This is a genomic window from Paenibacillus sp. NPDC057886 (assembly GCF_042796655.1).
In the GTDB taxonomy this organism is placed as follows: Bacteria; Bacillota; Bacilli; order Paenibacillales; family Paenibacillaceae; genus Paenibacillus.
The window spans coordinates 91,879-118,330 of record NZ_JBHVMZ010000013.1; the positions used below are offsets into that span (position 1 = coordinate 91,879).

Here is a 26,452-nt window from a genome sequence, read left to right on the forward strand (position 1 = left end):
ATTCCAAAGAGGGCGTCCAGGGCGGTGAAGCGGTAAAAAGGCTTCACCACCCGTGGACATCTCTTCCTTATCTGGCGTTATAACGGTCCAGGGCCGCTTGCTGAATTTTAATAGCCCGATTCACGTTAAACTTGTTGATCTGATCCACAAACTTGTCAAAGTTCTCAATCGGCTCAACCCCAATGACAAATTTGACGAACATCTCGTCCCGGTAGGTTCCAATATCACTCATGATCTTGCTGTACTCCGTGGATTCTTCTGTTGTCAGACTGGTCGGAGGAAGGCCCACCTTCAGCGTATTCTCGCTGTATTTGGAGAACAAAACCGCCGCATCCTTCTGCTGTTGGAGCTGATAATATTGCTCGTTGTACCGATCGTCATCCTCCCCCACGAAGGGATAGTTCGCAATAAAATGTTTGGCCATGGCTTGAGCAACCGACAGGCCGTCCGGATTTTTCAAAATCTCATCAGTATAGGTCGGGTAACCGTCCTTCATCGTGTAGGTGAGGCCCTCCACACCGAAATTTTTGAGCATATGTCCTTCTTCACTGAAGAAATAATCGAGTGCTTTCACCGTTTCCTCCGGATGTTTGTTGCTATTGGTGAGCACAACGCCGCTACTGCTCCATTCCCAGGAACGTCCGGTAAACAGTGGTTCATCACCCTTATTCAGTACCGGATATTGAGTGGCTGTCAGGTTGGCGTTCGGATCGGTTTCCTGCAGAGCGGGCAGGTAGCGGCCTACACCTCCACCGATGAAGGTGAAAAATGCACCAGCTTGACTGTTCAAAATTTTGGCGTCGTATGTTTTCTGGTCATTGGTAGCAAAATCGGGATCAATCAATCCCTCCTGATACCAGCGATGGAACATCGTTAAAAATCCCTTATATTCTGGCTCGATTGGTCCATAGACCACCTTGCCATCTTTCATAAACGTATTATTAGTGATGCCGTAAGCCTCCAGATACGTCGGTGCGGCTGGTCCCATCGTGGTCATTTTGGGTGGTGCACCAAACAACAGGGGCGCTGCTACTCCTTTTTTCTCCTTGAAGGCCTTGAGTACCGTCTCCCATTCCTCAATCGTTTCCGGTTTCTCCAGCTTCAGCTCATCCAACCAATCCTGACGGATGAACGTACCACCGAAGGTTTTGTATTCCCCCAGACGCAGATGCGGTATCGCATAGATATCCCCGTTGTCGGCTTTCAACTGTTTGGCAACCTCGGGATTCTCCTCCAGGATCTTTTTCAAATTGGGAGCGTATTCATCAATGAGTTCGTTAAGTCGAATGATGATGCCATCATTGAACAGCTTGGCGTAATCTCCATTGACAAACATGGCATCAGGCAGCTGATTCGATGCAATCATGACATTGAACTGTTCGGTCTCGGCACCCACCGCGGGATGCTGGAATTCGATTTTGGTATTGGTTTTCTTCTCCCATTCCTTAATCGCCGTGATTTCATTCATGCTCTTGAGTGTGATGGACGCATTGGTATTCATCGACATCCAGATTGAAATGGGTGTTGGTCCATCTCCTCCTGCTTCACCTGCACTTCCGTTGTCTCCCGAGCAGCCTGCAAGAGCAGTAATGCTCATCATCAGGCAGAATCCGATTACCAGTCGTTTTCTCCATGACCGTTTCATCGCTTCACGTCCCCCCATTGAATTCATATCGTTGATAAGCAGCCCTGTCATCGCTCCCCATAAAGTTACCGCTTGCCCGCTATAATGGCTATCCTCCATTCTTGCCGACATATCCAAAATTTGATATTTCCTTGTGCAGCGCAGGATTTGCACATGAATGCAAGAGATCAAGATCATATTTCCAGATTGAACGGTGAGCAAAAGAAGTAGATTGATCAAGCCCGTTTCCAAAATCATAGGGTGTTTGACCAGTCGCTGCCACATATATGGAATAAACTAATATCACTTCTTACTTGAACGTGTTCGATTTTTTCATAAGGAGCGTCCAACAACGTGAAGGAGGAAACAGGTATGGCGATCCGCTACAGCGTCATTATCCCAACCTATAATCGGGCACATCAGTTATTGCTTACACTGGCAGCCCTTGAGACACAAACCTATCCGAAGCACCTTTTTGAAGTCATCGTAGCTGATGACGGTTCCACTGATGGAACGAAAGAGCAGGTCCAGGCATTCCAGTCTTCATATTCTTTGACCTACGTATCCCAAACGGAGCAACGTGGCAGGTCAGCGATTCGGAATTTGGGGCTTCAGCATGCCAAAGGTCTGTATGTTATCTTCTGTGATGCTGACTTTCTGGCATTACCCGAATTTATCCGAACAGTGCGTCAATATCATCGTAAAAACCCCAGAGCCGTCGTTTCGGGTTTTCCGCATTCTTTTGCCGATGCTTATACCCACTACTATCCAGACTTCTCGCCATCAGAAAAAGAACATTGCTGTTCGATCCTTACCCCTTCAAACTTATGGCGTCCTGAATTTGATGCAGCGAATGAAATTATCCCACTGGTCACACCGGAAGATATCATTCATCAGACAGATGCATTGTCCAAAGTGATTTTCCCAACCAAAATACCGCCTGGTGTCATCAAGCAATTTGCCAGCACCGATGTGGCTCCCTGGATGTTGCTTGTTACTCGGTGTGTATCCATCCGGCGTAGTCTATTGAATCGGGTCGGTGGTTTTAATGAACGGTTTGTACTTTATGGGCTTGAAGACTGGGATCTGGGCTACAGGCTGCATCGTTTGAAAGTGTCCTTCTACTGTATGAAAGAGGTCGTAGGTTATCACCAGGAACATCCCACTCATTTCCGAGGAGAAGTGCTCAATACAGAGAATCTGAAAATCATGCTCGAAACCTATGGATTCAATGATTCCGCACTCAATTTATTCTGCGTTGTACCACCATCAGCTGACCTCGAAACCTACAAAAAAACGCTGCGAATCTTGCGCAGAGGCTTCCGGTCCAGAACAACACGTTCTTCCGCACGATTGTTAAAGAAAACATTACGGATTGCCGCCAAACACTTCACGCTTCAAACAGATGTGGAAGCGTATAAAAAATCTCTCGCAAGAATACAGAGAAAAGCAAAAGGCAGAAAAAGTCGGGTGGCTCGCGTTTTACAGGATATGGCGCAGAGGTCTAAGAAATTGGTCGAGTAGCTTTCTTTTAATACAACAAAAAGCCCCCTATCTACATCTTTGTAGAATAGGAGGCTATGTTTCCTTTATACTCGTTTTCCTCACCTTACGGTGAATCGCACGTTTTCAAATTTAGCGATTTAAGATTCTTCGTATTCGCTCGGGTCCTGATTCCACAACCGTCCACCCTCACGATTATAAGAAGAAATGTCCTCCATCTCCTTCTCGCTCAGCTCGAAATCGAAAATATCGATATTTTCTTGCTGGTGTTGAAGAGAGCCTGCTTTAGGAATAGGAATCGAGCCAAGCTGGATATGCCAGCGCAAAATAATCTGAGTACCCGTTTTTCCATGAGCTTCGGCAATACGAAGGATTTTTTCATCTTTTACGATATCCTGTACAGCATCATTACCACGCCCAATCGGACTCCAGGATTCGTTAACAATACCATGCTGCGAGTCCTTCTTCCGCTGATCGGCTTGATCAAAGAATGGATGCAGCTCAATCTGATTCAGACTTGGCGCCACTCCCGTCTCTTTAATCAAGCGTTCGTTATGTTCCGGAAGGAAATTACTAACTCCGATGGAACGGATATATCCACGTTTTTTGGCCTCAATGAGTGCCTGCCACGCTTCCACATACATATCCTGCTTAGGGTTCGGCCAGTGAATCAGATATAGATCATAATAATCCAGATCTGCTCTGTATAGGGATTCTTGGATGGCTACAATCGCCTTCTCAAAGGCATGGTAACGCCCTGGCAGTTTAGATGAAATGAGCAGGTCTTCTCTGGAAACGGAGCTCTGCTTGATTGCCTTTCCGACAGTGGCCTCATTCTCATAGTTATACGCGGTGTCAATCAAGCGGTAACCTGCATCCATCGCGGATGCTATGGATTTGACACCTTTTTCTCCTTTTAAGCTATAGGTACCAAAGCCAATGGCAGGTACTTTTAAGCCATCATTCAACGTATATTCCGGGATGGTATGATTCATCTGTAAACTCTCCTTTGCGAAAGGGTTGCTAAACGATATGGAAAAAGTGATATGCCCTCTCGTTTATTCTACCCCTCCATACGCCGTTGAATCAAATGGAAGAGCCACCACCCCAATTATTGAGGTAGTGGCTTTCTCGCTAGTTCTATTGGAGGCCAGTCCCCTCTTCATTCAAGCGAAGAAATGGGAGTCGCCGATAACGACCGCTTGCCCATAAAGTTCTTAATGGCCATAGCAGCCTGCTTGTACCCGCCAGCATCGCGTAACGTTTTCCCAATAACCTCAGCATGTTCCTTGTAGGAGGCATTGCCGAGCACCTCTAATACCGCGGTTCTCAGAACGTCGGGTGTAAGGTTATTTTTGTCCACGATGACCCCTGCTCCCAGCTCCTGCACCCGGCCTGCTACACGCGGCTGATCCGAGGTTAACGGGAGCATGACCAACGGTACATTGTAATACAAAGCTTCACTTGTACTGTTCATGCCTGCATGTGTCAGGAAAGCATCTACACCCTGCAACACCTCCAGTTGCGGGAGATAGGGTCTGATGATGAAATTGTCAGGAATGAGATCAGCAATGGGCTCCAAATCGGTATCCTTCCCTGAAGACAGTATAAACTGCACAGGCAAATCACCGAAAGCCGTAAAGCACAGCTTATAAAAATCAAGATCCTTATTTAAAATGGTTCCCATCGAAATATAAACTGCCTGTTTATAAAGGGCATGAAGAGATTCTTTTGCAAAGGATGGTGCATCCTTACGGGGGGTTATAGATGGGCCGGTGAATACAAAGCTGTCGTCCAGCTTGTCCCCCATGGGTTGAAAATAACGGCTCGTATATACAACCTTTAGTTGTCCTGAATGCCCTGAAAGATCCGCCAGAGAAGGCACAGCCACATTGAACTGAGAAGCTAATTGCTTGGACATCTCGATGATGTCGTTATATAGCTCCTTGACCTCCTCATCGTCATCCTTCAGTTGATTACCGAATCCGAGAGGCTCCACAAAAACAAAAGTGGTGGTTGAGCATACTGCTGGGATACCCAGCTTTTCGCCTAAAATTTGTCCTCCCCAGCCTATTAAGGAGTCAAAAATTAAATAATCGTAGGTTTCATTTTCGATCAGATTCAGAACATCCGGAATAAACCGTTGAATAATTTTTTTCAAAACCATATATAAAAATTGGTAAGGGTGCTTGATTTCAAATGGCTTCATATCTGGGTTGTTGAGCAGGGTTGCTTCGTTGAAGGAGTATGCTTTAAATTGTGCACCTAACGCTTCAATCTTCGTCCGGTATTTTTCCGTACAACAGTAGACGACTTCATCGCCGTTCTCTATCAGTTCCTTGATTATTCCGAGCGTCGGATTGATATGCCCTTCTGCAGGCATCATTACAACTAATACACGTGCCACGAGATTCACCTCCATTAAATTTTCCAATCTTCCAAGCGGGATATTGTATTTCTAGCTTCAAAAAGTAAGGGTAAAATAAAATCTGGAAATCATGCCCATATGAATATACTATTAATTATTTCCATTTTTGTAAATAGTATATATGTCACTTTTTAAACAAAAAAAGCACCTTTACGGTGCTTCCTCTGTTCATATTCATATTGGATCAGGTAACTAACATATCTCAATATCCTCTCGAATATTGGGGGCTTTCTTTTAGCTGCACGATATCATGACCTGTTGGATTTTGGAAAGCACGAAGGCCAAATGTCGGCGCAACGGCGAAGATGTGATCAAAAATATCCGCTTGAACTGATTCATACACACCCCATGTGATATCATTGCTGAATGCATAGATTTCAAGCGGTAATCCGTTATCCCCCGGCGCTAACTGTCTCACGATCAACGTCATATCCTTATGAATTTTCGGATGATTCCTCAGATATTGATGGATGTATTCCCTGAATACACCCACATTCGTAAGCTGTCTACCGTTCACAATGCTTTCCGTATTAATGTGGTGTTCCATGTTGTATTCGTTAATTTCATTTAATTTTGTCTCGAGATAGTCCGTAAGATAGTGGATCTTCTGAAATTCCCCAATCATTTCCTTGGTACAGAAGCTTATGCTGCTTGTATCGATATAGACGCTTCGCTTAATCCTTCTGCCACCGGATACCTGCATACCTCTCCAATTTTTGAATGAATCCGAGATGAGCGCGTAGCTTGGAATCATCGTGATCGTTTTATCGAAATTCATAACCTTTACCGTGTTTAATGTAATATCGATGACGTCGCCGTCGGCATTATATTTGGGCATTTCAATCCAGTCACCAACACGCACCATGTCATTCGATGATAATTGCACACCTGCCACCAGTCCCAATATGGAATCCTTGAAGACGAGCATCAGAACGGCTGATAAAGCGCCAAGTCCACTGAGAATAATCAACGGATTCTGACCAATCAGGCTCGAGATGACGATAATGCCTCCAATGATAAAAAGAATGATTTTGGCCACCTGAATGTATCCCTTAATCGGTCTGATCTTGGAGACTTCATAGGAACGATATATGGTATCAAAGGCATTAAGCAGTGCATTTAATACCGTGATGGTGATGACGATCATATACGTTAGAGCTGCCTTTTCAATCAAAGATTGATAGGACGGGAAGACATACGCCGAATAATAAATGATAATCGCCGGTACCAGATGCGAGAGGTTGTGGAACACTTTTTTCTCCACAATGATTTTATCCCACGTGTACCGATTGTTGTTGATGATTTGGATAATAATCTTCAGTACGATTTTTTTGGCTATAAAATTGGCCAGTATGGAGACCACAGCTATAAATACCACCATGATCAAATTCGAAAGATATCCAATGGTTTGTTCACTCATGCCAGTTCCGTCTAGTTGATTTTTGATAAAGTCCATTGTATCCTCCTGACGCAGTTTATATTAACTTATTATTATAAATTACATTCTAGTACGAAGTAAAATTTCAAAATAATACAGCTATCGGTTGATGGGTAAAGGGTACGCCCCTCTCATGAGTATCACGTCACATAAATGGGCTAATGTGCATAGACTGGGGCTAAATAAAAACCAGATCCTTGCATTGGAGATGTGAATATTGAGTAATCCAAAAAATAAGGCGAAGACTCAGCAAATTACCATGAAAAAGCTCGCTCCCGTAAGCATGGTAACCGAGCTTCCACCCGTCCGCGGCCATTTGAGAACCTCCGCCTCAAATCCGAATAAGCCCATCCGTAATGAAAAGGGCACATCATCGGCTATCGATACCTGTGTGGATCGCGCTTTTCGTATTCCTATATTTTTGAGTACAACCAACACGGTAAATGACCTGCAAGAACAATTTTTAAACCGTCTCATTGCGGAAATTGAGGATGCATTGCTCTTTCCCCGCACATTGCCCGTTAGTGAACAATACCCGGAGAATATTCTGACGAATATACGACGTCTGGTTTTTTCAAGCTATGGTTTGCTCGCGATCAACTTCCAACGATTTTTTGTTCAAATTCTTGAATCCAATGTAGGGGACCCTCCAACGACCACTCCGTTCTGGGAAGGATCGACCTTTTCTCAAATCGAGCCAGCTATGGCTTTTCAATTCGGCATTCCAATTTTATTAGTGAGAGAGAAGGGAACTGACGTCAGTAATGGAATTTGGGCAGGAGGAATCACACCTCTTAACATATTTGTAGACTGGGATTCCGACAACCATTCGGTAGACGATTTCTTTAACAGTGTTCAATGGAGAGAGGTCTTTGCCAATTGGACGGCGGAGGTAAGGGGTAACTATTTGCTTCGTACGGAACCACTTTTCAATAATTAAACTTCTGGGGCTGGTGGATACTAGACAAGAAAGAGGACCCTATCATTCCAATGAATGATGGGCCCAATCTACAATACTCTGTTTATCGATTACGAAGAAAATCTCAACAATTCACTTACCGTGACCAATCGGTACCCTTCCGCGACAAGTTCATCCACCAGCACTCGAACCGCCTCCACTGTCTCGGAACGATCCCCGTACCCGTCATGGAATATTAACACGCTACCGGGTTTCACCGCAGACCGGGTATGCTCCAGAATGTGCTCAACTCCGGGATTGTCCCAATCCTTCGCATCACCGTTTACCGCACCAATCGTTTGATATCCGCGCTCCGCCGCCAGAGACAGAATGTCATCGTTTACAGCAAAATACGGCGGGCGGAAGCAGCGGGTAGGTTGCCCCGTAATTTCTTGAACAAGACTTTCTGCACGTTGCAGTTCCTCTCCGGCTTCCTTCAGCGTCAGCTTTGTCAGGTCCGGATGCGTGTACGTATGGTTTCCGATCTCATGCCCTTCACGGTGCACCTCCGCCGCAATCTCCGGGTGAGCCTCCATCTCTTTGCCAATCATGAAAAACGTCGCCCGCCCACTCGCACTGCGGAATATCTCAAGCACTTGACGTGTATATACCGGATGAGGCCCATCATCAAACGTGAACGCCACAACCTTTTCCCGAACAGATTCCTGCTCTACCAACGATATGTTGACCATGAAACAACGTTCCCCCTCCATTACACTTGGTATATTAACCCTTCACCTCTAGAGCCTTCGGTCTAGTCCGGTCAACCACGATATTCCGCTCGCTAGATCCGGTCGGACTGGTCATGATAGAAACAAAATGTCCAGTTTAAAACGCTTACGAATAAAAAAATCTTCTGCTCATTTATCAGCAAAAGACTTGCATGCCAGTGTTATATTTCATTTTGAAAACTTATAGTTTCACAATTCATGCCACTTACTAAGTTGCCATCTCTTTCGATTGTCTCTCTTTCGAAAACGATATTTTTGGGTACAATTTCGAAGGAATTGTCATCCTCAGTTAATGCCTTTAATGAAAACCGTGATATTACATCATTAGTTTCATTATATACTTTCATTTCTCCAGTTGAGTCAAGTTTAAGTCTTTGATAAATTTGTTCAGGCAAATTGTCTTCTAACCTTACAAAAAATTGATCACCAACATGCGTTAGTTTATTTAATAAACCAAAACATTTAAAAATAATTATCTTATCTTTATCATAGAGCTTTATTACAAATTTGAAATTTTTCATTTTTATTGGCATAAAAAATACCACTTCATATCTAGGGGACCCACTTGGTGGATTTTTGTAAAAAGTTAATGAAGGAGCATTTTTAAAAATTATCTCACTCACATCACTATCTTGCTGTTCCTCCAAATATTTGAGATCACAGATCTCTTCAGCTAGTGGTAGATAGCCCTTTCTAAAAGGATCTTTTAGATTTTTCACTTGATTCAAAATAAAGGTTAAGATAATCAATAATCCACTTAACAAAAAGTAAAATAAATAAACACCAAAATTTATCGTAGAAGGCAACGAAAAATCTAGTTTAGTTCCAAATCTAAATTGAGTATAAAAGCCTACAGTTATGCCCCATACATAAATAGTAAAAGATGAGACTATTAAATAAGTCCAATACATATAATTGATCAATTTATTTCCAGAAATATTGCTTTCATAACTGAGAAGATTTTGTCGAATATCTGAAATTGACAATGTGTAAGGACGATACAAAAGTTTCAAATCATTTGAGGATGCTATTAATTTATTTTCATACATATATCCGATAAAGAGAGCAAAAAAGGAAACCAGCGCCATTATACCAGAAAATATCCAACTGATAAGCTCAATTTGATCTTTCAATAAGTCAGACTGATTTTCCGATATAGATGCATTAAAATCAGTTAAAAAAAGCAGAAAAAAAGGAATAAATATAATTAAAAAAGACATCCATTTACGCATACTTTCGGGACATCTCCTTTATTAAGGCAGATAGAGTATAAAATACATCGTTTTCAATAGCCGTATCCGGAAAGGAAACAACAGAATTTATATCGATATAAAATATTGAGTTTCCTTCCATATGAAAAGTTAAGTTTGTTACAGAATTATTGTCAAAGAGACTTTCTAGCTCAAATTCAGTTATATTTTTTATACTAATCTTCTTTATTTCAGTTGCATCATGTGAAGTTGGTTTTTTTTCAATATGTATACTAGTTAGTTTTGCAAACCAGTTTAAATTTTTAGAATAGTAAAATTTCTTCCAGTAATCATAGGGAAACACTCTTTCAAACTGTGTAGGGATAATAGTAGAGAGTTTACTCATAAAATAAGCAATAGAGCTTTCAGAATTTGAAAACGCACATATGAATTTTTCAGATTTAAATACCCAACAACTTACGCTTCTTTGTTCTCTAGAGAGGATCTTTTCTCTCACTCGAACCGGATCTAGCCATGTATATACTAATTCAATCACATCATCATTTTTTTTTGAAATAGATAAATCTTCAAATGGAGAGGTGGCTAATCCATTGAGATCTTGAATTTTAATTTCACTTACAAAATGAAAAAGAATACTATCAGTTGTCCAAGTTAACAATGGATTACCTCCCCCTTTGTGATTAATGTGAAGACCTTATTCCTCTCCCTCTTCCTCGGCAGAATAATCTTCTTCATCTAATACATTTGGACTCTCATCGCCTACAAAAGCATTTAATGATTTAAGATCCAAATCGGCGTTATTATATCCAATTGAATCAAGAACTGTTCTGTTAGACTGTATAAATTCACGCATGCTATTATTTAAATCTACATCTTGATCATTTAGAAATGAGATTAAATTAGTAACTATTGATATCGATCGCAAAGTATTTTCTTCAATAACACGGATAATTAATTGATCTTTATTTAAATATTTATTTGCAATCGTATTTAAGAGCACTTTAGTTTGAGCTATATCCTTTATTCCATTATTACACATATCAATATATTCACTTTGTATAATTTCAACCACTTCAGACTTAATATCCTCATCATCCGTATCTAAAATCACTATTTTAAGTATATCCAACTTCGAACCCTTAAGATACACCTTTGTTGAAAACTCAACTCCGTTATAAATCATATCCGTAGAAAAGAAAACAATATCACTTCCAATAGTAATATACTCACATGCAAGTTGAGATGAGAGTAACGCTTTTCCTCCTATTGCTACATCTTTAATTCCATCTTTCTTATTTTTTGAACCTGTATAAAATTTTATTTCTTTAAAAGTAGCATCTATTCCTTTTTGTTTTAGCCTGTGAGAAACAAAATCTAACAATAATGCTGTTTTAAAACTCACACTACCAAGTTCATTGATTTGATTATGAAAATCTTTTAAACTATATGAAATTATCGGCATTTTGAAGATACTACTCATAAATGCAATCAACACATCTTGAACTTGGTGGTTACCCGTGTAGACTGTCAATACCCTATTAGATGTATTTAAAGTAACGTTTGCGGTGAAAACTGCAGATAAACTTGTTAAATTATTTACACCTGTTAACCACTGACTCTCAAATTCCTTTAGTCGAAAGTGAAATTCAAGTAAATCCCCCACGCGTTCGGTCTTTGTAGAAATTATATAGACATCTTTAAACGTATGTTCATCAACAGTGAAATTTTCAATAATTTTTTCTTGAGAGAACCCATCAAGAAAGGTTAAATTAGTCACTTTGTATGTATATGCTGGTAAGCCAATGCTTTTCCTCATAACTGCCATCTGTACGAAATCTTCAATTTCCTCTTCTTTTATTATTCTTTCTAACTCAAGAAATTTATCCTTTATGTCTTCTTTCTTCTTTAATTTTTTCTCAGGAACCCAGCCTGTTTTTTCTTCAATAATTGCCAAAGCGTCTTGTTTAGGAATCCTATTAAAGACTCGTAGTAAGACTCCTGTTAAATTAACCATATCTTCACTCCTCAATGGATTAAAACTGCATAAACACAATGTTTATTGGGCTTGTTAGAAATCGTAAAGAGCTAAACTGATTATATATTTGTTTAAAATACAAATTTATAAGTATCAAACAATTTCTCATTAATTATACTTGATGAGTGCGTTATAGTAAATATGAACTAACGCTGGGACTTTTTGACGGTGCGGCAGGATTCACTTCATGTTACGGCCTTCTGTTTTCTCGCTCCCCTCTCAGGGCTAATTTATCGCAGGGCTTCAACCTTAGGATCTCTCCACTGTTGTCTGTCAGCTACGAGACGACTTGGCTCTTACCTCGATTGAACTGTACTTAGCTTGGCTAGGCTTGTAAAAAGCAAAAAAACCGCTATTTCAGCGAGTTTTTTTGATATGAGGCGAGGAGAGTCGAACCCCTGTCCAAAGATAACGACACATAAGCTTCTACGGGTGTAGCCACAATTTTGATGTCATAGAGTCATAAATATCCAATAAGAACAGGATTAGACCACGTAGGTATTGATTCAACAGTGAAAATTAAATGACCCTGCACAATTTCCGCAACAATTAAAGGCTCGTATGTATTATCAATGATGATCACCTGATCTGCGATGGCTAGAGCTGGTTTAAGATTCTGTAGTGACTGACCATATCGGTAACGAATATCTTCTTCTGCAATCCAGTGTCCACCCTGTTCCACACGAGATGCTACGCGGTCTATATGCATTTGAACATCTTTAAGACCTATATAGTACACCACAATCTCATAGCCGTATTCTTTAGCAATCTGCATATGTTTCAGAACAAATGATCCAGATAATGTCGTTTCAATAGCAAAGTTTTCGCCACTTTTTATCAGTGATCGGATTCTTTTCACAGCTTCCCTTCCAGCAGACAGGTCAGCACTACGCGGATCTTCTGGTTTCAACTCTCTTGCAATCTGATCTGGATCAACCAACTCACCAAGCCACTCTCTCATTTGCATACTGAGCGTGCTCTTTCCAGCCCCATTCGTCCCAGCAAAGACCGTCATAGTTGGTTTTGTATCACTCATGATACTCAAACTCCTGGCGTTTCCCAGCAGCATCATATATGATTTCAAATTTATTGCCTTTGGCATCCTCACGAACGCGTTTGTTATTCTTTATATAATAAATAGAAGCACCTGATTCTTTGGCTTGTTTCCGTGCGTATTGATTAGCTTTTTTTAAAATTTCTTGGAGCTGTTCACGATTTTCAAACATCTTGAGTCCCCCAATCTAAATTTATGTTTATTATATCATAAAATAAAAAGCCACCATCCAGATCACTGGGTGGTGGCTTTTGCTTACTCTAATGGAGGCGAGGGGAGTCGAACCCCTGTCCGAAGATAACGACACATAAGCTTCTACGGGTGTAGTCACAGTTTTGATGTCACCCGAGTATCGCCCTGTAACCGGCTATACGTTGGGTCAGCCTGATTGTCTTCTTCAGCACACCCCAGGCGGAGATGTGACAGCGTATCCCACTACTTGTTAGCCCCTAATCCTGTCACATGGGCGATGCAGGTTAGAAGCACGCACACAGTTTCTTAGGCTGCGAAAGCGTAGTTTGTTTGTTGTTTGCCGTTTAATAGGCTTTAGCGTTGATGAAGTGGACGCGTCCCCACTACCCGCTACCCATGCTCGAACTATCCCCGTCGAATCCATAAACGCCCCCTCATATAAGAAGGGCTCCAGGATTAATCCGTGAATACGGAGCAAAGGTGCTGCACATCTTTTTCCTCTAAGGTAAAAAGATGCTTCTTTCAAACTCGGCATTCCTACTTGCTACAAGAACATCATAACACAGGACCAATCACCGATATAGTACAGATTGCTGGAAGACGTTCCAGCAGGCTGAGCAACTGTGCAAGTTTAACCAATATTACAGATGTCTCAATCGTCTACATATTATACCGCGTCCCTTAAGCGAAGTAAAGTTTACCAACTTGGGGTAACGAACAATCGTACATCTATTTTACCCACTGTCTGACTGAACTAAGCAACAGCGATAAAAATATTGTGACAGACCACCACGCAATCAAAAGAACTTACTAAAAAAATCCCAAGCTTCACCCTATGACGGGTAAAACTTGAGATCTCATATCTTACTTCTCAATTACTTCTAACTTAATGTTCATCCTACGACACTAAGGCAAATCCCAATCAACGAGCAACCTTCTGCTTCTCGCGCAGTACCCGTTGAATATCACGTTGTGCATCGCGTTTTGCAGCAGACTCCCGTTTATCATACTGCTTCTTACCTTTACCCAGTCCAAGCAAAAGCTTCGCGTACCCGTTACGAATATAGATCTTCAGCGGTACAATGCTGTATCCGTCCTGCTTCGACAGCCCAAGCAGTTTGTGAATCTGTACTTTATGCATCAGCAGTTTGCGTGTACGGGTTGGATCAATTGGATTATGACGGTTTCCTTGTTCAAAAGGACTAATATGCATATTGTGAATATGAATCTCACCGTTCCGAATCGTGGCAAAAGCATCGCCAATATTCGCACGGCCGTTACGAAGAGATTTAATCTCCGTTCCGGTAAGCACCATGCCCGCTTCATACGTATCTTCAATGAAGTAGTCATGGGAAGCTTTTTTGTTCTGTGCAAGCACTTTACTCTGTCCATCATTCTTGCCCATGTCCTCACTCCTTCTCCGTAAAATAAGCCGATACCATGCTCTACAGCAGCGCACCCATGTTGCACCAGGGGCACCACATGCCAGAACTTAATTGTAGCAAGGACCGCTGTTAAAATCAAGAAAGAGGCGGTTTGCGCCGCCCCTTTTCATTACACTCGTTTCACACTCTGCGAAACGCGATTACTTTTTCTTCTTCCGCACAAATGCCGCCGTTCCGTTGGCAGATGCACCTTTATTCTTTTTGCGCTTGCGGCGTGGCGCTCCGCCTTCCTGAGCACCACCCGGGGTAGCAGCTTCTCCGATAAACACACCACTAGGTGACGTGTTTTTGCGTCCACCACTGCCTTTACCACCTTTGCCGCCGCCCTTACCGGACTTGAAGCTTCCTTCGCCGCGGCCACTGCCGCCATTTAAGCCACTTCCTTGGCCAACAACAGTGGAACCGCCATCCTGGTTACCAGCGTTAGAGCTGTAGCCGCCTTTGCCAGAGCCAAAACCAAAGCTTACCGCTCCCTTGCTCCGACCGGCTGATCCGCCAGCATCTCCAGCACGACGCTCACCTCTCGGTTTACCGCCACCTTTGCCATCTGCGCTTCCTGCTGTGTTCGAAGCACCACTACGACCGCTACGACCACCTTTGCTGCTCTCATCGGCTGATCTGCCACCACGGTTGCCTCCAGCACCAGCAGGACCGCCTTTACCACCACGCGATCCACTGAATCCACCGGAACCACTCTTCGCGCCACCGCGCCCACCGCCACCAGCAGGACGTCCACCTTTACCGCCACGGCCGCCACCGAAGCCACCAGGACGTTCGCCGCGAGGTTTCATGTCGACCATTTCAAAGTCAATCGTGTACTCTTCCATGCTCACACGCGCCACACGAATCTTCACCTCATCACCAATGCGGAAGACTTTGGAGGTACGTTCGCCAATCAGAGCCATATGTTGATCGTCAAAATGGTAATAGTCGTCCGTGAGCGCACTCAGGCGAATCAGACCTTCTACCGTATTCTCCAGTTCAATGAACATACCGAAGCTGGTTACACTGCTGATCATGCCTTCGAACTCTTCGCCGACCTTATCGAGCATGTACTCAGCTTTCTTCATTTTCTCCGTATCCCGCTCAGCTTCAACCGCCACACGCTCACGTTCCGAAGACTGTTGCGCAATATCGGCCATACGTCCAGCCAAATACTCCTGACGGTTCTCAGGCAAAGCCCCCTTGTTCTCAATTACTTCCCGAATAACACGGTGAATGACGAGATCGGGATAACGACGGATCGGAGACGTGAAGTGACTGTAGAACTCTGCCGCCAGACCAAAGTGACCTGACATCTCAGAATCATACTTCGCCTGTTTCATGGAACGCAGCATCATTGTACTGATAACCGTCTGTTCCTTCGTTCCGTTAATATCCTCAAGAAGGGATTGAAGCGCCCGTGGATGAATCGCGTTGCCACGTCCTTTGACATGGTGTCCGAAATTCGCCGCAAAGGCGAGAAAATTTTGCAGTTTTTCCTGATCTGGATCTTCATGCACACGATAGATAAACGGAACCTTCAACCAGTGGAAATGCTCTGCTACCGTTTCATTGGCTGCCAGCATGAATTCCTCAATGATTTGCTCCGCAATCGAACGCTCCCGTTTCACGATATCCACTGGTTTGCATTCTGCATCCACGATGATTTTGGATTCTTCAAAATCAAAGTCAACCGCACCGCGGCGCATACGCATCGCACGAAGCTTCAAGGCAATCTCTTTCATTAAGTGGAAATCATCCACCAGATCCTTGTAACGCTCCAACAATTCAGGCTCTTCACCTTCAAGAATTTTACGAACGTTGGAATACGTCATCCGCTCTTTGGTCTTGATAACACTTGTGAAAATGTCATGTTTCACAACCTTCATTTGGTCGTTGAACTCCATCTCACAAGATAACGTCAAGCGGTCTACCTGTGGGTTCAAACTACAGATCCCGTTGGACAAACGTTGCGGCAGCATCGGAATAACACGGTCCACCAGATATACGCTGCATCCGCGGTTGTACGCTTCCTGGTCGAGCTTGGAGTTCTCCTGCACATAATAGCCAACATCGGCAATATGAACGCCCAGACGATAGTTACCGTTTGGCAGCTTCTCCACATTGACAGCGTCATCGAGATCCTTCGCATCTTCGCCATCAATCGTAACGATATTCAACCCACGCAGATCACGTCGACCCTGCTGGATAATTTCTTCTTCCGTAATGGCATCCGGTGCTTTTTCGGCTTCTTCCACCACTTCATCCGGGAAGGCTTCAGGCAGTTGATGTTTACGGATCACGGACAAAATATCAATACCCGGTTCATCCTTATGACCGAGGATCTCGATCACTTCACCTTCTGCTGCTGCCCGGCCCTCTGGATAGCTGACGATTTTTGCAACAACCTTTTGTCCATCAACAGCCCCATGAAAATTCGTACGCGGGATGAAGATATCCCGGTTAATCCGCTTGTCGTCCGGAATGACGAAGCCATATACCTCGTGACTTTGGAATACACCGACCACCTGCGTGACCGCACGGGTAACAATACGGACAATCTCACCCTCCAAACGCCCACCGGAAGGACCTTGAGAAGTCACTTTAACAAACACCGTATCTCCGTTCATCGCGCTTTTCATATCATTGGCGTGGATGTACACATCCGGGTGTTCCCGATCTTCAGGAATGAGGAAAGCAAACCCCTTCGCATGAGCCTGCAAACGTCCGCGCACCAAATCCATACGTTCTGGCATACCGTAGCGGTTATTGCGGGTCAGCAGGACTTTGCCGGATTCCTCCAGCGTATTAAGCATAATTAAAAAGGCTTTGAAATCAGCCGCGTCTTCAATCTCGAAGTGCTGTTCCAGTTCCTGATAAGTCATCGGTTTATAAGCGGTTTCCCGCATGAAGTCGAGCAATTGTTGTTCTGTTATCATTAATATTCACCTCGGGAAACATAAAAGTGTAATCTTGTCTCATCTCTCTATGTATCAGAAACCTTACAAATAGAAAACCCGTTTAACACAGGCCTCACTATCTCATACCCTAGTATACACGAATTCAATCCGGCGCATCCGTACCCTGCAAAATAAACCAAGCATGCACGGGCCCATTGCATAACGGCGCTTTCATGTATCATAACAGCATTTATGCTACATGTGTTTTGCTCTCGAATAGACAGAAAAGAAACGGCCCAGAACAGGGCGAATATGTAGGAAGGTAACCGAACGGAAGTGAGAAGAAATCGAAGATCGGAATCGTGTGGTTCATTGGAAAAGACTGGTCATGGATGAATTTATTAAAAAACCTCCGTTTCTTCTCGAAACGAAGGTTAATCATTCAAGCGTTCATGCTCGAAACTATCGCGTTACATAAGGCACTCCAGCTCTTACTTGGAGACAACCGTAACGATGATAGACAAAATGAAGAATCCTGCACCCAGTACAACCGTTGCACGTTGCAGGAAAAGATCCAGTCCGCGCGCTTTCGTTTTACCGAAAAGATGTTCCGCACCACCGGAGATGGCACCCGCCAAACCAGCGCTTTTCCCGTGCTGCAGCAATACTACAGTGATTAGACCGATCGAAAACACCACGAGCAGCAATTTCAAAGCAATATCCATTCTTTCCACCTCCTACCCATGTGGGCATAACATCTCACCATAAAAACAGTTACTTTAATTGTAACACAGCTATTAACGTGATACAAGTAGTGGCATTTCCTCAATTACTGAGATACTGCCAACATTTTCAACCCTTTTAATCTTAAGCAATTAAAATCAACTTAATAAAAAAGACAAGCCGGTTACCCGGCTTGCCCGTGAGTTGTCGTAAGACAACTTATTTTTTGAGGTTGTAGAAACCTTTAAGACCATTGTATTGAGCCAGTTCACCCAGTTGATCCTCGATGCGGAGCAATTGGTTGTACTTCGCGATACGGTCTGTACGGGAAGGAGCACCCGTTTTGATTTGACCCGCATTTGTTGCAACAGCGATGTCAGCGATTGTGCTGTCTTCGGACTCACCGGAACGGTGGGAGATTACAGCTGTGTATCCTGCACGTTTAGCCATTTCGATTGCATCGAATGTTTCAGTCAATGTACCGATTTGGTTAACTTTAATCAAAATGGAGTTACCGATACCTTCTTCGATACCTCTACCCAGGCGCTCTGTGTTCGTTACGAACAGGTCATCACCAACGAGTTGTACTTTGTCTCCCAATTTTTCTGTGAGCAATTTCCAACCATCCCAGTCGTCTTCGGACATACCGTCTTCAATTGTGATGATTGGGTATTTCTCAACCCATGAAGCCAGAAGGTCAACATACTCAGCGGAAGTGTAAGATTTACCTTCGCCAGCAAGTGTGTACTTACCATCTTTGTAGAACTCGGTGGAAGCTACGTCCATACCCAGGAATACGTCAACGCCTGGTTTGTAACCTGCTTTTTCAATCGCTTCGATAATTGTAGTGATTGCTTCTTCGTTCGAACCAAGGTTCGGTGCGAAGCCGCCTTCGTCACCTACAGCTGTGTTCAGGCCTTTGGAGCTCAGTACGGATTTCAGGTTGTGGAAGATTTCTGCGCCTACGCGAAGAGCTTCTTTGAAGCTTGGTGCTCCAACTGGAAGAACCATGAACTCTTGAACGTCGATGTTGTTGTCAGCATGCTCACCACCGTTGATGATGTTCATCATTGGTACTGGCAGTGCTTTAGCGTTGAATCCGCCCAGGTAAACGTACAATGGCAGGTCCAGAGCGTCAGCAGCTGCGCGAGCTACAGCCATGGATACAGCCAGGATTGCGTTAGCACCCAGTTTACCTTTGTTTGGCGTACCATCCAAAGTAATCATCAATTTGTCGATACCCAGTTGATCCAATGCATCCATACCGATTACTTCTGGAGCGATTGTTTCGTTTACGTTTTTAACAGCTTGCAGAACACCTTTACCCAGGTAACGGGATTTGTCGCCATCACGAAGCTCAACAGCTTCGTGGGCACCAGTAGATGCACCGGATGGAACGATAGCGCGTCCGATTGCGCCGGACTCCAGGTATACTTCAACTTCAACTGTAGGGTTACCGCGGGAGTCGAGGACTTCGCGAGCGTACACGTCAGAAATAATAGTCATGAGTGATAATCTCCTTTTAATTTGGAATTTTATTTTAATACGTTCAGAATAGTTGAGTTTCACCAGGCCACTCCGCATGCAGTACCGTCTTCCGATCGCTGTTATCCCCTGATTTCTTTGAACTTATTTTTATAAGTTGAAATCATGTGATAAAGGCGAACGCTTCGCTTCTACAGATCGGTTCTGCCCGCTTCGTTAAGGTTCAACTTAGGCCTTATTCAATAACCTATTAAAATTATATTATTTACGGGTAGCAATGACAGATGTACCTGTCATTTCAGCCGGTTTAGGCAATTGCATCAAGTCAAGAATCGTTGGAGCGATATCCGCGAGGATTCCGCCTTCACGCAGGGTAACATTAGCATCTGTAACGATGAATGGAACCGGGTTCGTTGTGTGAGCCGTGAACGGACGTCCTTGCTCATCGAACACCATATCCGCGTTACCATGATCCGCAGTAATCAGCACAACGCCGCCTTTAGCGAGAACTGCATCCACAACGCGACCCATGCATTCGTCTGTTACTTCTACTGCCTTAATAGTCGGCTCCAGCATGCCGGAGTGTCCAACCATATCAGGGTTAGCGAAGTTCAGAATGATGGCATCATGTTTGTCTGCTTCAATCTCGCGAACACATGCGTCAGCTACTTCATACGCGCTCATCTCCGGTTGCAAGTCGTACGTTGCTACTTTAGGTGAGTTGATCAGCACGCGTGTTTCGCCCGGAAGCTCAACATCACGGCCGCCGCTGAAGAAGAAGGTTACGTGCGGGTATTTCTCAGTTTCTGCAATACGCAACTGTTTCTTGTTGTTCTGTACCAGAACTTCACCCAGCGTGTTGTCGAGGTTTTTAGGCGAGTAAGCCACATAACCCTCAACGGTCTCGCTGAACAAGGTCAGGCACACGAAATGCAAGCCCACAGGGAACTTCGGACCACGGTCGAAACCACGGAAATCCTGGTTCGTGAATACTTGCGACAGTTGGATTGCACGGTCAGGACGGAAGTTAAGGAAAATGACGGAATCGCCGCTCTCCACCAAACCTACCGGCTGGCCATCCGCTTTAACGATAACCGTTGGTTCAACGAATTCGTCAAATACGGATTTTTCATACGATTCTTCAACCGCTTTAAGTGGATCAGTGTATTTGGGTCCATCACCATAAACGATGGCACGATATGATTTCTCAACACGTTCCCAACGTTTGTCACGGTCCATCGCATAGTAGCGACCTTGAACCGTTGCGATTTGTCCTACACCGACTTCCTCGATTTTGGCAATCAGCTTCTGCATGAACTCTTTACCGCTATCCGGCATAACATCACGGCCATCCATGAAGGCATGAATGTATACGTCATTCATTTCTTCTTTTTTGGCGAGATCCAGCATAGCGAACAAGTGGTCGATGTGACTATGTACGCCGCCATCGGACAACAAACCATACAAATGAAGCTTTTTACCGCTTTGTTTCGCCTCACGAACGGCTTTGACGAGTGTTTCATTGTCATAGAACTCACCGTCACGAATCGATTTGGAGATTCGAGTCAAATCCTGGTATACGATCCGGCCGGCACCAATGTTCAGGTGACCTACCTCGGAGTTCCCCATTTGCCCTTCTGGCAAACCAACAGCCTCACCGCAAGCAGTGAGTGTTGTATGTGGGAATTGGCTCATAAAACGGTCATAGTTCGGTTTCTTGGCTTGCGCTACCGCGTTGCCTTCCACCGTGTTACGAAGACCAAAGCCGTCCATGATGATCAGTGCTACAGGTTTTGGAGCTGTCATTACTTCGCCCCCTCAACAAGCGCGATGAACGAAGCCGGCTGCAAGCTGGCACCGCCAACAAGCGCGCCGTCGATGTCGCTTTGTCCGAGGTATTCTGTTACGTTCTCAGGTTTAACACTGCCGCCGTATTGAATACGAACTGCATCTGCTACCTTCTGGTCGTACAGATCCTTCACCAGCGTACGAATGTAAGCAATAACTTCATTCGCGTCTTGGGAAGTGGAGGATTTGCCTGTACCAATCGCCCAGATTGGCTCGTAAGCGATAACCACTTGTGCTGCCTGATCTGCGGACAGACCTGCAAAAGCAGCTTCCGTTTGCACTTTGCACACGTCTTTCGTTTGATCAGCTTCACGCTCTTCGAGCTTCTCGCCTACACAAACGATTGGAGTCAATCCATGACGGAATGCTGCATGCGTCTTTTTATTAACAGTCTCATCGGTTTCCGCAAAATATTGACGGCGCTCCGAGTGACCAATAATGACATAATCTACACCCAGGTCTTTCAGCATAACGCCGCTGATTTCACCTGTGAATGCACCGTTGTCTTCAAAATGAAGATTTTGTGCACCAATTTTGATATTTGTGCCTTTAACGGCTTCTACCAGGGATGGCAGATTCGTAAACGGTGCGCAAATAACGGTCTCTACGCCTTCAACTTCCGCTTTTCCTTTAACTTCCTGAATGAAGTCATTGGATTCGGAAACCGTTTTGAACATTTTCCAGTTACCTGCGATAATCGGTGTTCTCATGGTTTTCAACTCCTTCATGCTATAGCTTAAAGCTTACTTGTCGTTCAATGCAACTACGCCAGGAAGCACTTTGCCTTCCATGAACTCGAGCGATGCACCGCCACCTGTAGAGATGTGGTCCATTTTGTCAGCCAATTTGAACTTCTCTGCTGCTGCTGCGGAGTCACCACCACCAATGATGGTGTATGCTTCTGTCTCTGCACAAGCTTCAGCAACCTCACGTGTACCGTTAGAGAAAGGTTCAATTTCGAATACGCCCATTGGTCCGTTCCATACAACCAGCTTGGAGTTTTTGATCACTTCAGCATAGATTGCACGCGTTTTCGGTCCGATGTCCACGCCTTCCCAGTCTGCAGGGATGCCGTCGATGCCAACGATTTGTGTGTTTGCACTTGCACTGAAATCGTCAGATACAACGATATCTACCGGCAGGTAGAAGTTTTTGCCCAATTTTTTCGCTTTTTCAATGAAACCAAGAGCAACGTCCAGTTTGGAATCATCCAACAGGGATTGTCCGATTTCATGTCCTTGTGCTTTGAAGAACGTGTAAGTCAGGCCGCCACCGATGATTACGTTGTCTGCAATGTTCAACAGGTTGTCGATCACATCGATTTTGTCTTTAACTTTGGAACCACCGATGATTGCTGTGAAAGGACGCTCAGGGTTGGAGATTGCTTTGCCCAACACTTCAAGTTCTTTCTCCATCAACAGACCGGATACTGCTGGCAACAGGTGAGCGATACCTTCTGTCGAAGCGTGTGCTCTGTGAGCTGCGCCGAATGCATCGTTAACGAATACGTCAGCCAGTTCAGCAAATTGTTTTGCTAGTTCCGGATCGTTTTTCTCTTCGCCTGCGTGGAAACGAACGTTCTCAAGCAACAATACGTCGCCATTGTTCAGTTCAGCGATTTGAGCTTTTACTGTTTCGCCAACGGAATCATCCGCTTTGACGACTTTTTTACCGAGCAATTCGGACAAACGCTCAGCAGCTGGAGTCAAACGCATGGATTCAACTACTTCGCCTTTTGGACGACCCATGTGGCTTGCCAAAATAACTTTAGCGCCTTTTTCGATCAAGTAGTTGATCGTAGGAAGCGTGGCACGAATACGTTTGTCATCAGTAATTTTACCATCTTCGAGCGGCACATTAAAATCTACACGGACAAAAGCCCGTTTTCCTGTCAATTCGATATCGCGTACACTTTTTTTGTTCATCTGTATTTCCTCCGCACCCATGTATTTGGTGGACAGATCAAGAGCTGAAATCCCTTGTCAATCCTGGTGTTTTTGAGAAATTTGCAAAATGTTGATATATAAAGAGCGGAAACAATAGCATCTGTTTCCGCTCTATGTTATTGCAGATATTACTTAATCATTTTTGCAAAGTGCTCCAAAGTGCGAACCAGTTGAGCAGTGTAGGACATTTCATTGTCATACCAAGCTACAGTTTTAACCAATTGTTGGTCGCCAACAGTCAGAACTTTAGTTTGAGTTGCATCAAACAGGGAACCGAAAGTGATACCTTTGATATCGGAAGATACGATTTCGTCTTCTGTGTATCCGAAAGTTTGTGGATCGGAAGCTTCTTTCATTACTGCGTTAACTTCTTCAGCAGTAACTTTTTTACCCAATACAGTTACGAGCTCAGTCAGGGAACCAGTAGCTACTGGTACACGTTGAGCTGCACCGTCGAGTTTACCTTGCAGTTCTGGAATAACCAAACCGATTGCTTTAGCAGCACCAGTTGTGTTAGGGATGATGTTTTCAGCTGCTGCGCGAGCACGACGGAAATCACCTTTAGGGTGTGGAGCATCCAATGTGTTTTGGTCGCCAGTGTAAGCGTGAATTGTAGTCATCAAACCTTGAACGATTCCGAATTTGTCTTGCAATGTTTTTGCCATAGGTGCCAGGCAGTTTGTTGTGCAAGATGCGCCGGAGATTACAGTTTCAGTCCCGTCGAGGATTTCATGGTTTACGTTGTAAACGATGGTTTTCATGTCGCCAGTAGCTGGTGCGGAGATAACAACTTTCTTAGCTCCACCTTTCAAGTGTTTCTCAGCTGCTTCTTTAGTTGTGAAGAAACCAGTACATTCCAGAACGATATCTACGCCCAGGTCGCCCCAAGGAAGTTCTTCTGGGTTACGGTTAGCCAAAACTTTAACTTCTTTGCCGTTCACTTTGAAGAAGCCATCGTGTACTTCAACATCGCCATCGAAGCGACCTTGAGTTGTATCATATTTGAGCAAATGAGCTAGCATTTTAGCATCAGTCAAGTCGTTGATTGCTACAACTTCAATGCCCTCTACATTTTGAATACGGCGGAATGCCAAACGACCAATACGTCCAAAACCGTTAATACCTACTTTAATCATGAGTAAGTTCCTCCCAAGTTTTGATTGATTTTTTATGAAGCTTATATATTCAAGACAGACGGTGAAGTCCGTCAAGACAACAATAGTTGTGGTGCAAAATAAAACCCTTATTCCATTTCAGCGACGATGACTTCAGCAGCAGCCTCATCAATAATCAGAATATCTTCCTGACCAAATCGCAGGACAGAATGTATGGCAGCAGCCTTGCTTTTGCCACCTGCAATCCCAATTACGACATCGGTTCGTTCAATATCCTGGAGTCGCATGCCCAGCGTAAGCATGGTATGTACCACCTCACCCTGATCATTAAAGTAATAACCGAAGGATTCAGATACGGCCCCTTGCTCCTGAAGTTCATCTATGATCTCTGTCGCAAGTTTGCGACGCCGTGCCATCTCTACGGCATCACCGATTCCATGAATGACGATCCGCGATTTTCGGATCAGCTGCAGAATCTCCTGAACACTCGGGTCCTGGATTAGTGATTCGTAGGCATGATCACTAAGCAAATCCGGTACATGCAGGAGTTTGTATTGGGCTCCTACCCGTTTTGCCATCGTGGATGCAATCGTATTGGCCTGGATTTCGAGGCTTTCTCCCAGCCCACCGCGTGCCGGTACAAACCAGACACCTTTCAGCGATGTTGGCGGAGTCAGTTGCTCTGCGACTTCAGCCGTTGTTGAACCCCCAGTAACGGCGACAACATCGTTATCACTCATAATATTACCCAGAGCCTTCGCTCCGGCTCTGCCCAGTTCCCGTTTGGCAAATGGAGAAATGTCCGAATCACCAGGAACCACAACTACCTTTTGCAGACCGTAGGCTTGCTTGATGCGTTCTTCCAGTTCGGATAATCCAAACAACTCTTTGGCGACGGGTTCCAACTGCTGCAGCAATTCATGCCCTGCCTCACTGATCTTCATTCCTGCACTGTCAATTTCAATAAGTCCCTGAGCCTTTAACAAATCGGTCTCAGCCCTCAGAACCCGCTCGGTCATCTGCATGGAATTTGCTAACGTTCTTCGTCCGATCACATCCGATAACATGATCTGGCGCAGAATCGTATACCTCTTCTTCAAGACATCCATGAGATCAGGCAGAAGCTGCTTTTGCACTTCTAAAATCGTTCGCATGCTTTCCACTCCCGCAAGCTTCTCGTTCCAAGCTCTCTTTCATGGCCCTAAAACGTCCCGGGTTAACTTTTTAAGTCCCACGTCTATTCTACCTAAAACTGACGCGACATGCAAGTGTTTCGAAGCGTTAATTCGACACGTTTCAGGCGTTTGTACGCGCCTATTTTCACAATGTCAAACTCCCGTGATCTAGAACAACCTGTTCCATACCATATATAGAAGCAAAGTGGAATTTTCATCTACATATTGCTCGCTATTGTTTTTCATATGGCATGTCCAAAACCTCTTTTAGCATTTACCTATTTGCGTTCTTTATCCACTTATCTTCATCATGATCAACTTCAGGGTAATCCAAACCAAAACGGCGAACATCTGCTTGCAATTCAATTACTCATGAGCTATAATCATTATTGCTGTCACATATTTGAAACTTCTATTTCAAAACTGCTTTTAAGCAATTATGTTCGCAGCAATAATCAATGTGCGCCCGTGGTCCAATGGATATGACGTAGGCCTCCGAAGCCTGAGATCCAAGTTCGATTCTTGGCGGGCGCGCCATTCTTAATTAGTAGCTCATAACCCTTTTAACCAATGAAACCGAATAGGTTTCTTTTTTTTCAAACTTAGTTTGACTTTCTTTGACTTTTTGTTTGAAATTGTTTATGATGTGGGTAATACGG

At 44.1% G+C, this 26,452-nt stretch carries 21 protein-coding genes, 1 tRNA gene and 1 other RNA gene; 3 read left to right on the forward strand and 20 right to left on the reverse strand.

The annotated features are described in order from the left end of the window. Window positions 1–67 precede the first annotated feature (67 nt). Complete coding sequence (locus ACFVQB_RS31225; RefSeq protein ID WP_379448790.1) at window positions 68–1,756, reverse strand: extracellular solute-binding protein; 1,689 nt, start codon at window positions 1,754–1,756, stop codon at window positions 68–70. Window positions 1,757–1,996: 240 nt separating this feature from the next. Here ACFVQB_RS31225 and ACFVQB_RS31230 point away from each other — a divergent pair, with 240 nt between their 5' ends. After that, window positions 1,997–3,148, forward strand: coding sequence for a glycosyltransferase family 2 protein (locus tag ACFVQB_RS31230; protein ID WP_379448793.1), 1,152 nt, complete (start codon window positions 1,997–1,999; stop codon window positions 3,146–3,148). Between the two features lie 119 nt (window positions 3,149–3,267). On the opposite strand, the gene ACFVQB_RS31235 is transcribed toward ACFVQB_RS31230, so the two are convergent. From ACFVQB_RS31235 to ACFVQB_RS31245, 3 genes are all read right to left on the reverse strand, one after another. Continuing rightward, window positions 3,268–4,122 (reverse strand): aldo/keto reductase, encoded by an 855-nt coding sequence (locus ACFVQB_RS31235; RefSeq protein ID WP_379448673.1) that lies wholly within the window; start codon window positions 4,120–4,122, stop codon window positions 3,268–3,270. A 167-nt stretch (window positions 4,123–4,289) separates the two neighbouring features. Then, window positions 4,290–5,534 (reverse strand): macrolide family glycosyltransferase, encoded by a 1,245-nt coding sequence (locus ACFVQB_RS31240; protein WP_379448675.1) that lies wholly within the window; start codon window positions 5,532–5,534, stop codon window positions 4,290–4,292. 223 nt (window positions 5,535–5,757) lie between these two features. Continuing rightward, window positions 5,758–7,011: a mechanosensitive ion channel family protein gene (locus ACFVQB_RS31245; protein WP_379448679.1), complete on the reverse strand. Its 1,254-nt coding sequence runs from the start codon at window positions 7,009–7,011 to the stop codon at window positions 5,758–5,760. A gap of 199 nt (window positions 7,012–7,210) precedes the next feature. Between ACFVQB_RS31245 and ACFVQB_RS31250 the strand changes: the two genes are divergently transcribed. Then, complete coding sequence (locus ACFVQB_RS31250; protein WP_379448686.1) at window positions 7,211–7,933, forward strand: hypothetical protein; 723 nt, start codon at window positions 7,211–7,213, stop codon at window positions 7,931–7,933. A gap of 89 nt (window positions 7,934–8,022) precedes the next feature. Here ACFVQB_RS31250 and ACFVQB_RS31255 read toward each other — a convergent pair whose 3' ends face one another. From ACFVQB_RS31255 to ACFVQB_RS31330, 16 genes are all read right to left on the reverse strand, one after another. After that, window positions 8,023–8,643, reverse strand: coding sequence for a polysaccharide deacetylase family protein (locus ACFVQB_RS31255; RefSeq protein WP_379448688.1), 621 nt, complete (start codon window positions 8,641–8,643; stop codon window positions 8,023–8,025). Between the two features lie 200 nt (window positions 8,644–8,843). Continuing rightward, the gene (locus ACFVQB_RS31260; RefSeq protein ID WP_379448690.1) at window positions 8,844–9,914 is read right to left on the reverse strand and encodes a hypothetical protein; all 1,071 of its coding nucleotides are present in this window, start codon (window positions 9,912–9,914) and stop codon (window positions 8,844–8,846) included. Then, window positions 9,907–10,551, reverse strand: a complete 645-nt coding sequence (locus ACFVQB_RS31265) for a hypothetical protein (protein WP_379448692.1) — start codon at window positions 10,549–10,551, stop codon at window positions 9,907–9,909. The genes ACFVQB_RS31260 and ACFVQB_RS31265 overlap by 8 nt, the downstream gene beginning before the upstream one ends. A gap of 36 nt (window positions 10,552–10,587) precedes the next feature. Next, the gene (locus ACFVQB_RS31270) at window positions 10,588–11,907 is read right to left on the reverse strand and encodes a hypothetical protein (protein WP_379448694.1); all 1,320 of its coding nucleotides are present in this window, start codon (window positions 11,905–11,907) and stop codon (window positions 10,588–10,590) included. A gap of 481 nt (window positions 11,908–12,388) precedes the next feature. Next, complete coding sequence (locus ACFVQB_RS31275) at window positions 12,389–12,964, reverse strand: ATPase (protein WP_379448696.1); 576 nt, start codon at window positions 12,962–12,964, stop codon at window positions 12,389–12,391. Then, on the reverse strand, window positions 12,957–13,154 hold the full coding sequence (locus tag ACFVQB_RS31280) for a hypothetical protein (RefSeq protein ID WP_099859441.1): 198 nt from the start codon (window positions 13,152–13,154) through the stop codon (window positions 12,957–12,959). The genes ACFVQB_RS31275 and ACFVQB_RS31280 overlap by 8 nt, the downstream gene beginning before the upstream one ends. An 89-nt stretch (window positions 13,155–13,243) precedes the next feature. Beyond that, window positions 13,244–13,608, reverse strand: a transfer-messenger RNA (tmRNA) gene (gene ssrA, locus ACFVQB_RS31285). Window positions 13,609–14,096: 488 nt separating this feature from the next. Then, window positions 14,097–14,579 carry an SsrA-binding protein SmpB gene (gene smpB / locus ACFVQB_RS31290; RefSeq protein ID WP_024629496.1) on the reverse strand — a complete coding sequence of 161 codons (483 nt, stop codon included), beginning with the start codon at window positions 14,577–14,579 and terminating at the stop codon, window positions 14,097–14,099. A gap of 180 nt (window positions 14,580–14,759) precedes the next feature. Then, window positions 14,760–17,540, reverse strand: coding sequence for a ribonuclease R (rnr, locus tag ACFVQB_RS31295; RefSeq protein ID WP_379448699.1), 2,781 nt, complete (start codon window positions 17,538–17,540; stop codon window positions 14,760–14,762). A gap of 452 nt (window positions 17,541–17,992) precedes the next feature. After that, on the reverse strand, window positions 17,993–18,226 hold the full coding sequence (gene secG / locus ACFVQB_RS31300) for a preprotein translocase subunit SecG (protein WP_024629498.1): 234 nt from the start codon (window positions 18,224–18,226) through the stop codon (window positions 17,993–17,995). Window positions 18,227–18,443: 217 nt separating this feature from the next. Further along, complete coding sequence (eno, locus tag ACFVQB_RS31305; RefSeq protein ID WP_076291983.1) at window positions 18,444–19,730, reverse strand: phosphopyruvate hydratase; 1,287 nt, start codon at window positions 19,728–19,730, stop codon at window positions 18,444–18,446. A gap of 240 nt (window positions 19,731–19,970) precedes the next feature. Next, window positions 19,971–21,515: a 2,3-bisphosphoglycerate-independent phosphoglycerate mutase gene (gpmI, locus tag ACFVQB_RS31310; RefSeq protein WP_379448701.1), complete on the reverse strand. Its 1,545-nt coding sequence runs from the start codon at window positions 21,513–21,515 to the stop codon at window positions 19,971–19,973. Then, window positions 21,515–22,267, reverse strand: a complete 753-nt coding sequence (tpiA, locus tag ACFVQB_RS31315) for a triose-phosphate isomerase (protein WP_379448703.1) — start codon at window positions 22,265–22,267, stop codon at window positions 21,515–21,517. Before tpiA ends, gpmI begins: the two co-directional genes overlap by 1 nt. Before the next feature lie 33 nt (window positions 22,268–22,300). Further along, window positions 22,301–23,482, reverse strand: coding sequence for a phosphoglycerate kinase (locus ACFVQB_RS31320; RefSeq protein ID WP_024629502.1), 1,182 nt, complete (start codon window positions 23,480–23,482; stop codon window positions 22,301–22,303). Window positions 23,483–23,631: 149 nt separating this feature from the next. Then, window positions 23,632–24,639 carry a type I glyceraldehyde-3-phosphate dehydrogenase gene (gap, locus tag ACFVQB_RS31325; protein WP_379448706.1) on the reverse strand — a complete coding sequence of 336 codons (1,008 nt, stop codon included), beginning with the start codon at window positions 24,637–24,639 and terminating at the stop codon, window positions 23,632–23,634. Between the two features lie 107 nt (window positions 24,640–24,746). Continuing rightward, on the reverse strand, window positions 24,747–25,772 hold the full coding sequence (locus ACFVQB_RS31330) for a sugar-binding transcriptional regulator (RefSeq protein WP_076291987.1): 1,026 nt from the start codon (window positions 25,770–25,772) through the stop codon (window positions 24,747–24,749). Between the two features lie 483 nt (window positions 25,773–26,255). On the opposite strand from ACFVQB_RS31330, the gene ACFVQB_RS31335 reads away from it, so the two are divergent. Continuing rightward, window positions 26,256–26,330: transfer RNA gene (locus ACFVQB_RS31335), tRNA-Arg, on the forward strand. The last annotated feature ends 122 nt before the right edge of the window (window positions 26,331–26,452 follow it).

What these genes read in the sequence shown, in the direction of transcription:
- ACFVQB_RS31225 (WP_379448790.1), bottom strand. Translation starts at nt 1,756, where the DNA reads ATGTCGGCAAGAATGGAGGATAGCCATTATAGCGGGCAAGCGGTAACT.
- ACFVQB_RS31230 (WP_379448793.1), top strand. Translation starts at nt 1,997, where the DNA reads ATGGCGATCCGCTACAGCGTCATTATCCCAACCTATAATCGGGCACAT.
- ACFVQB_RS31235 (WP_379448673.1), bottom strand. Translation starts at nt 4,122, where the DNA reads ATGAATCATACCATCCCGGAATATACGTTGAATGATGGCTTAAAAGTA.
- ACFVQB_RS31245 (WP_379448679.1), bottom strand. Translation starts at nt 7,011, where the DNA reads ATGGACTTTATCAAAAATCAACTAGACGGAACTGGCATGAGTGAACAA.
- ACFVQB_RS31255 (WP_379448688.1), bottom strand. Translation starts at nt 8,643, where the DNA reads ATGGTCAACATATCGTTGGTAGAGCAGGAATCTGTTCGGGAAAAGGTT.
- ACFVQB_RS31260 (WP_379448690.1), bottom strand. Translation starts at nt 9,914, where the DNA reads ATGCGTAAATGGATGTCTTTTTTAATTATATTTATTCCTTTTTTTCTG.
- ACFVQB_RS31270 (WP_379448694.1), bottom strand. Translation starts at nt 11,907, where the DNA reads ATGGTTAATTTAACAGGAGTCTTACTACGAGTCTTTAATAGGATTCCT.
- ACFVQB_RS31275 (WP_379448696.1), bottom strand. Translation starts at nt 12,964, where the DNA reads ATGAGTGATACAAAACCAACTATGACGGTCTTTGCTGGGACGAATGGG.
- ACFVQB_RS31280 (WP_099859441.1), bottom strand. Translation starts at nt 13,154, where the DNA reads ATGTTTGAAAATCGTGAACAGCTCCAAGAAATTTTAAAAAAAGCTAAT.
- smpB (WP_024629496.1), bottom strand. Translation starts at nt 14,579, where the DNA reads ATGGGCAAGAATGATGGACAGAGTAAAGTGCTTGCACAGAACAAAAAA.
- rnr (WP_379448699.1), bottom strand. Translation starts at nt 17,540, where the DNA reads ATGATAACAGAACAACAATTGCTCGACTTCATGCGGGAAACCGCTTAT.
- secG (WP_024629498.1), bottom strand. Translation starts at nt 18,226, where the DNA reads ATGGATATTGCTTTGAAATTGCTGCTCGTGGTGTTTTCGATCGGTCTA.
- eno (WP_076291983.1), bottom strand. Translation starts at nt 19,730, where the DNA reads ATGACTATTATTTCTGACGTGTACGCTCGCGAAGTCCTCGACTCCCGC.
- gpmI (WP_379448701.1), bottom strand. Translation starts at nt 21,515, where the DNA reads ATGACAGCTCCAAAACCTGTAGCACTGATCATCATGGACGGCTTTGGT.
- tpiA (WP_379448703.1), bottom strand. Translation starts at nt 22,267, where the DNA reads ATGAGAACACCGATTATCGCAGGTAACTGGAAAATGTTCAAAACGGTT.
- ACFVQB_RS31320 (WP_024629502.1), bottom strand. Translation starts at nt 23,482, where the DNA reads ATGAACAAAAAAAGTGTACGCGATATCGAATTGACAGGAAAACGGGCT.
- gap (WP_379448706.1), bottom strand. Translation starts at nt 24,639, where the DNA reads ATGATTAAAGTAGGTATTAACGGTTTTGGACGTATTGGTCGTTTGGCA.
- ACFVQB_RS31330 (WP_076291987.1), bottom strand. Translation starts at nt 25,772, where the DNA reads ATGCGAACGATTTTAGAAGTGCAAAAGCAGCTTCTGCCTGATCTCATG.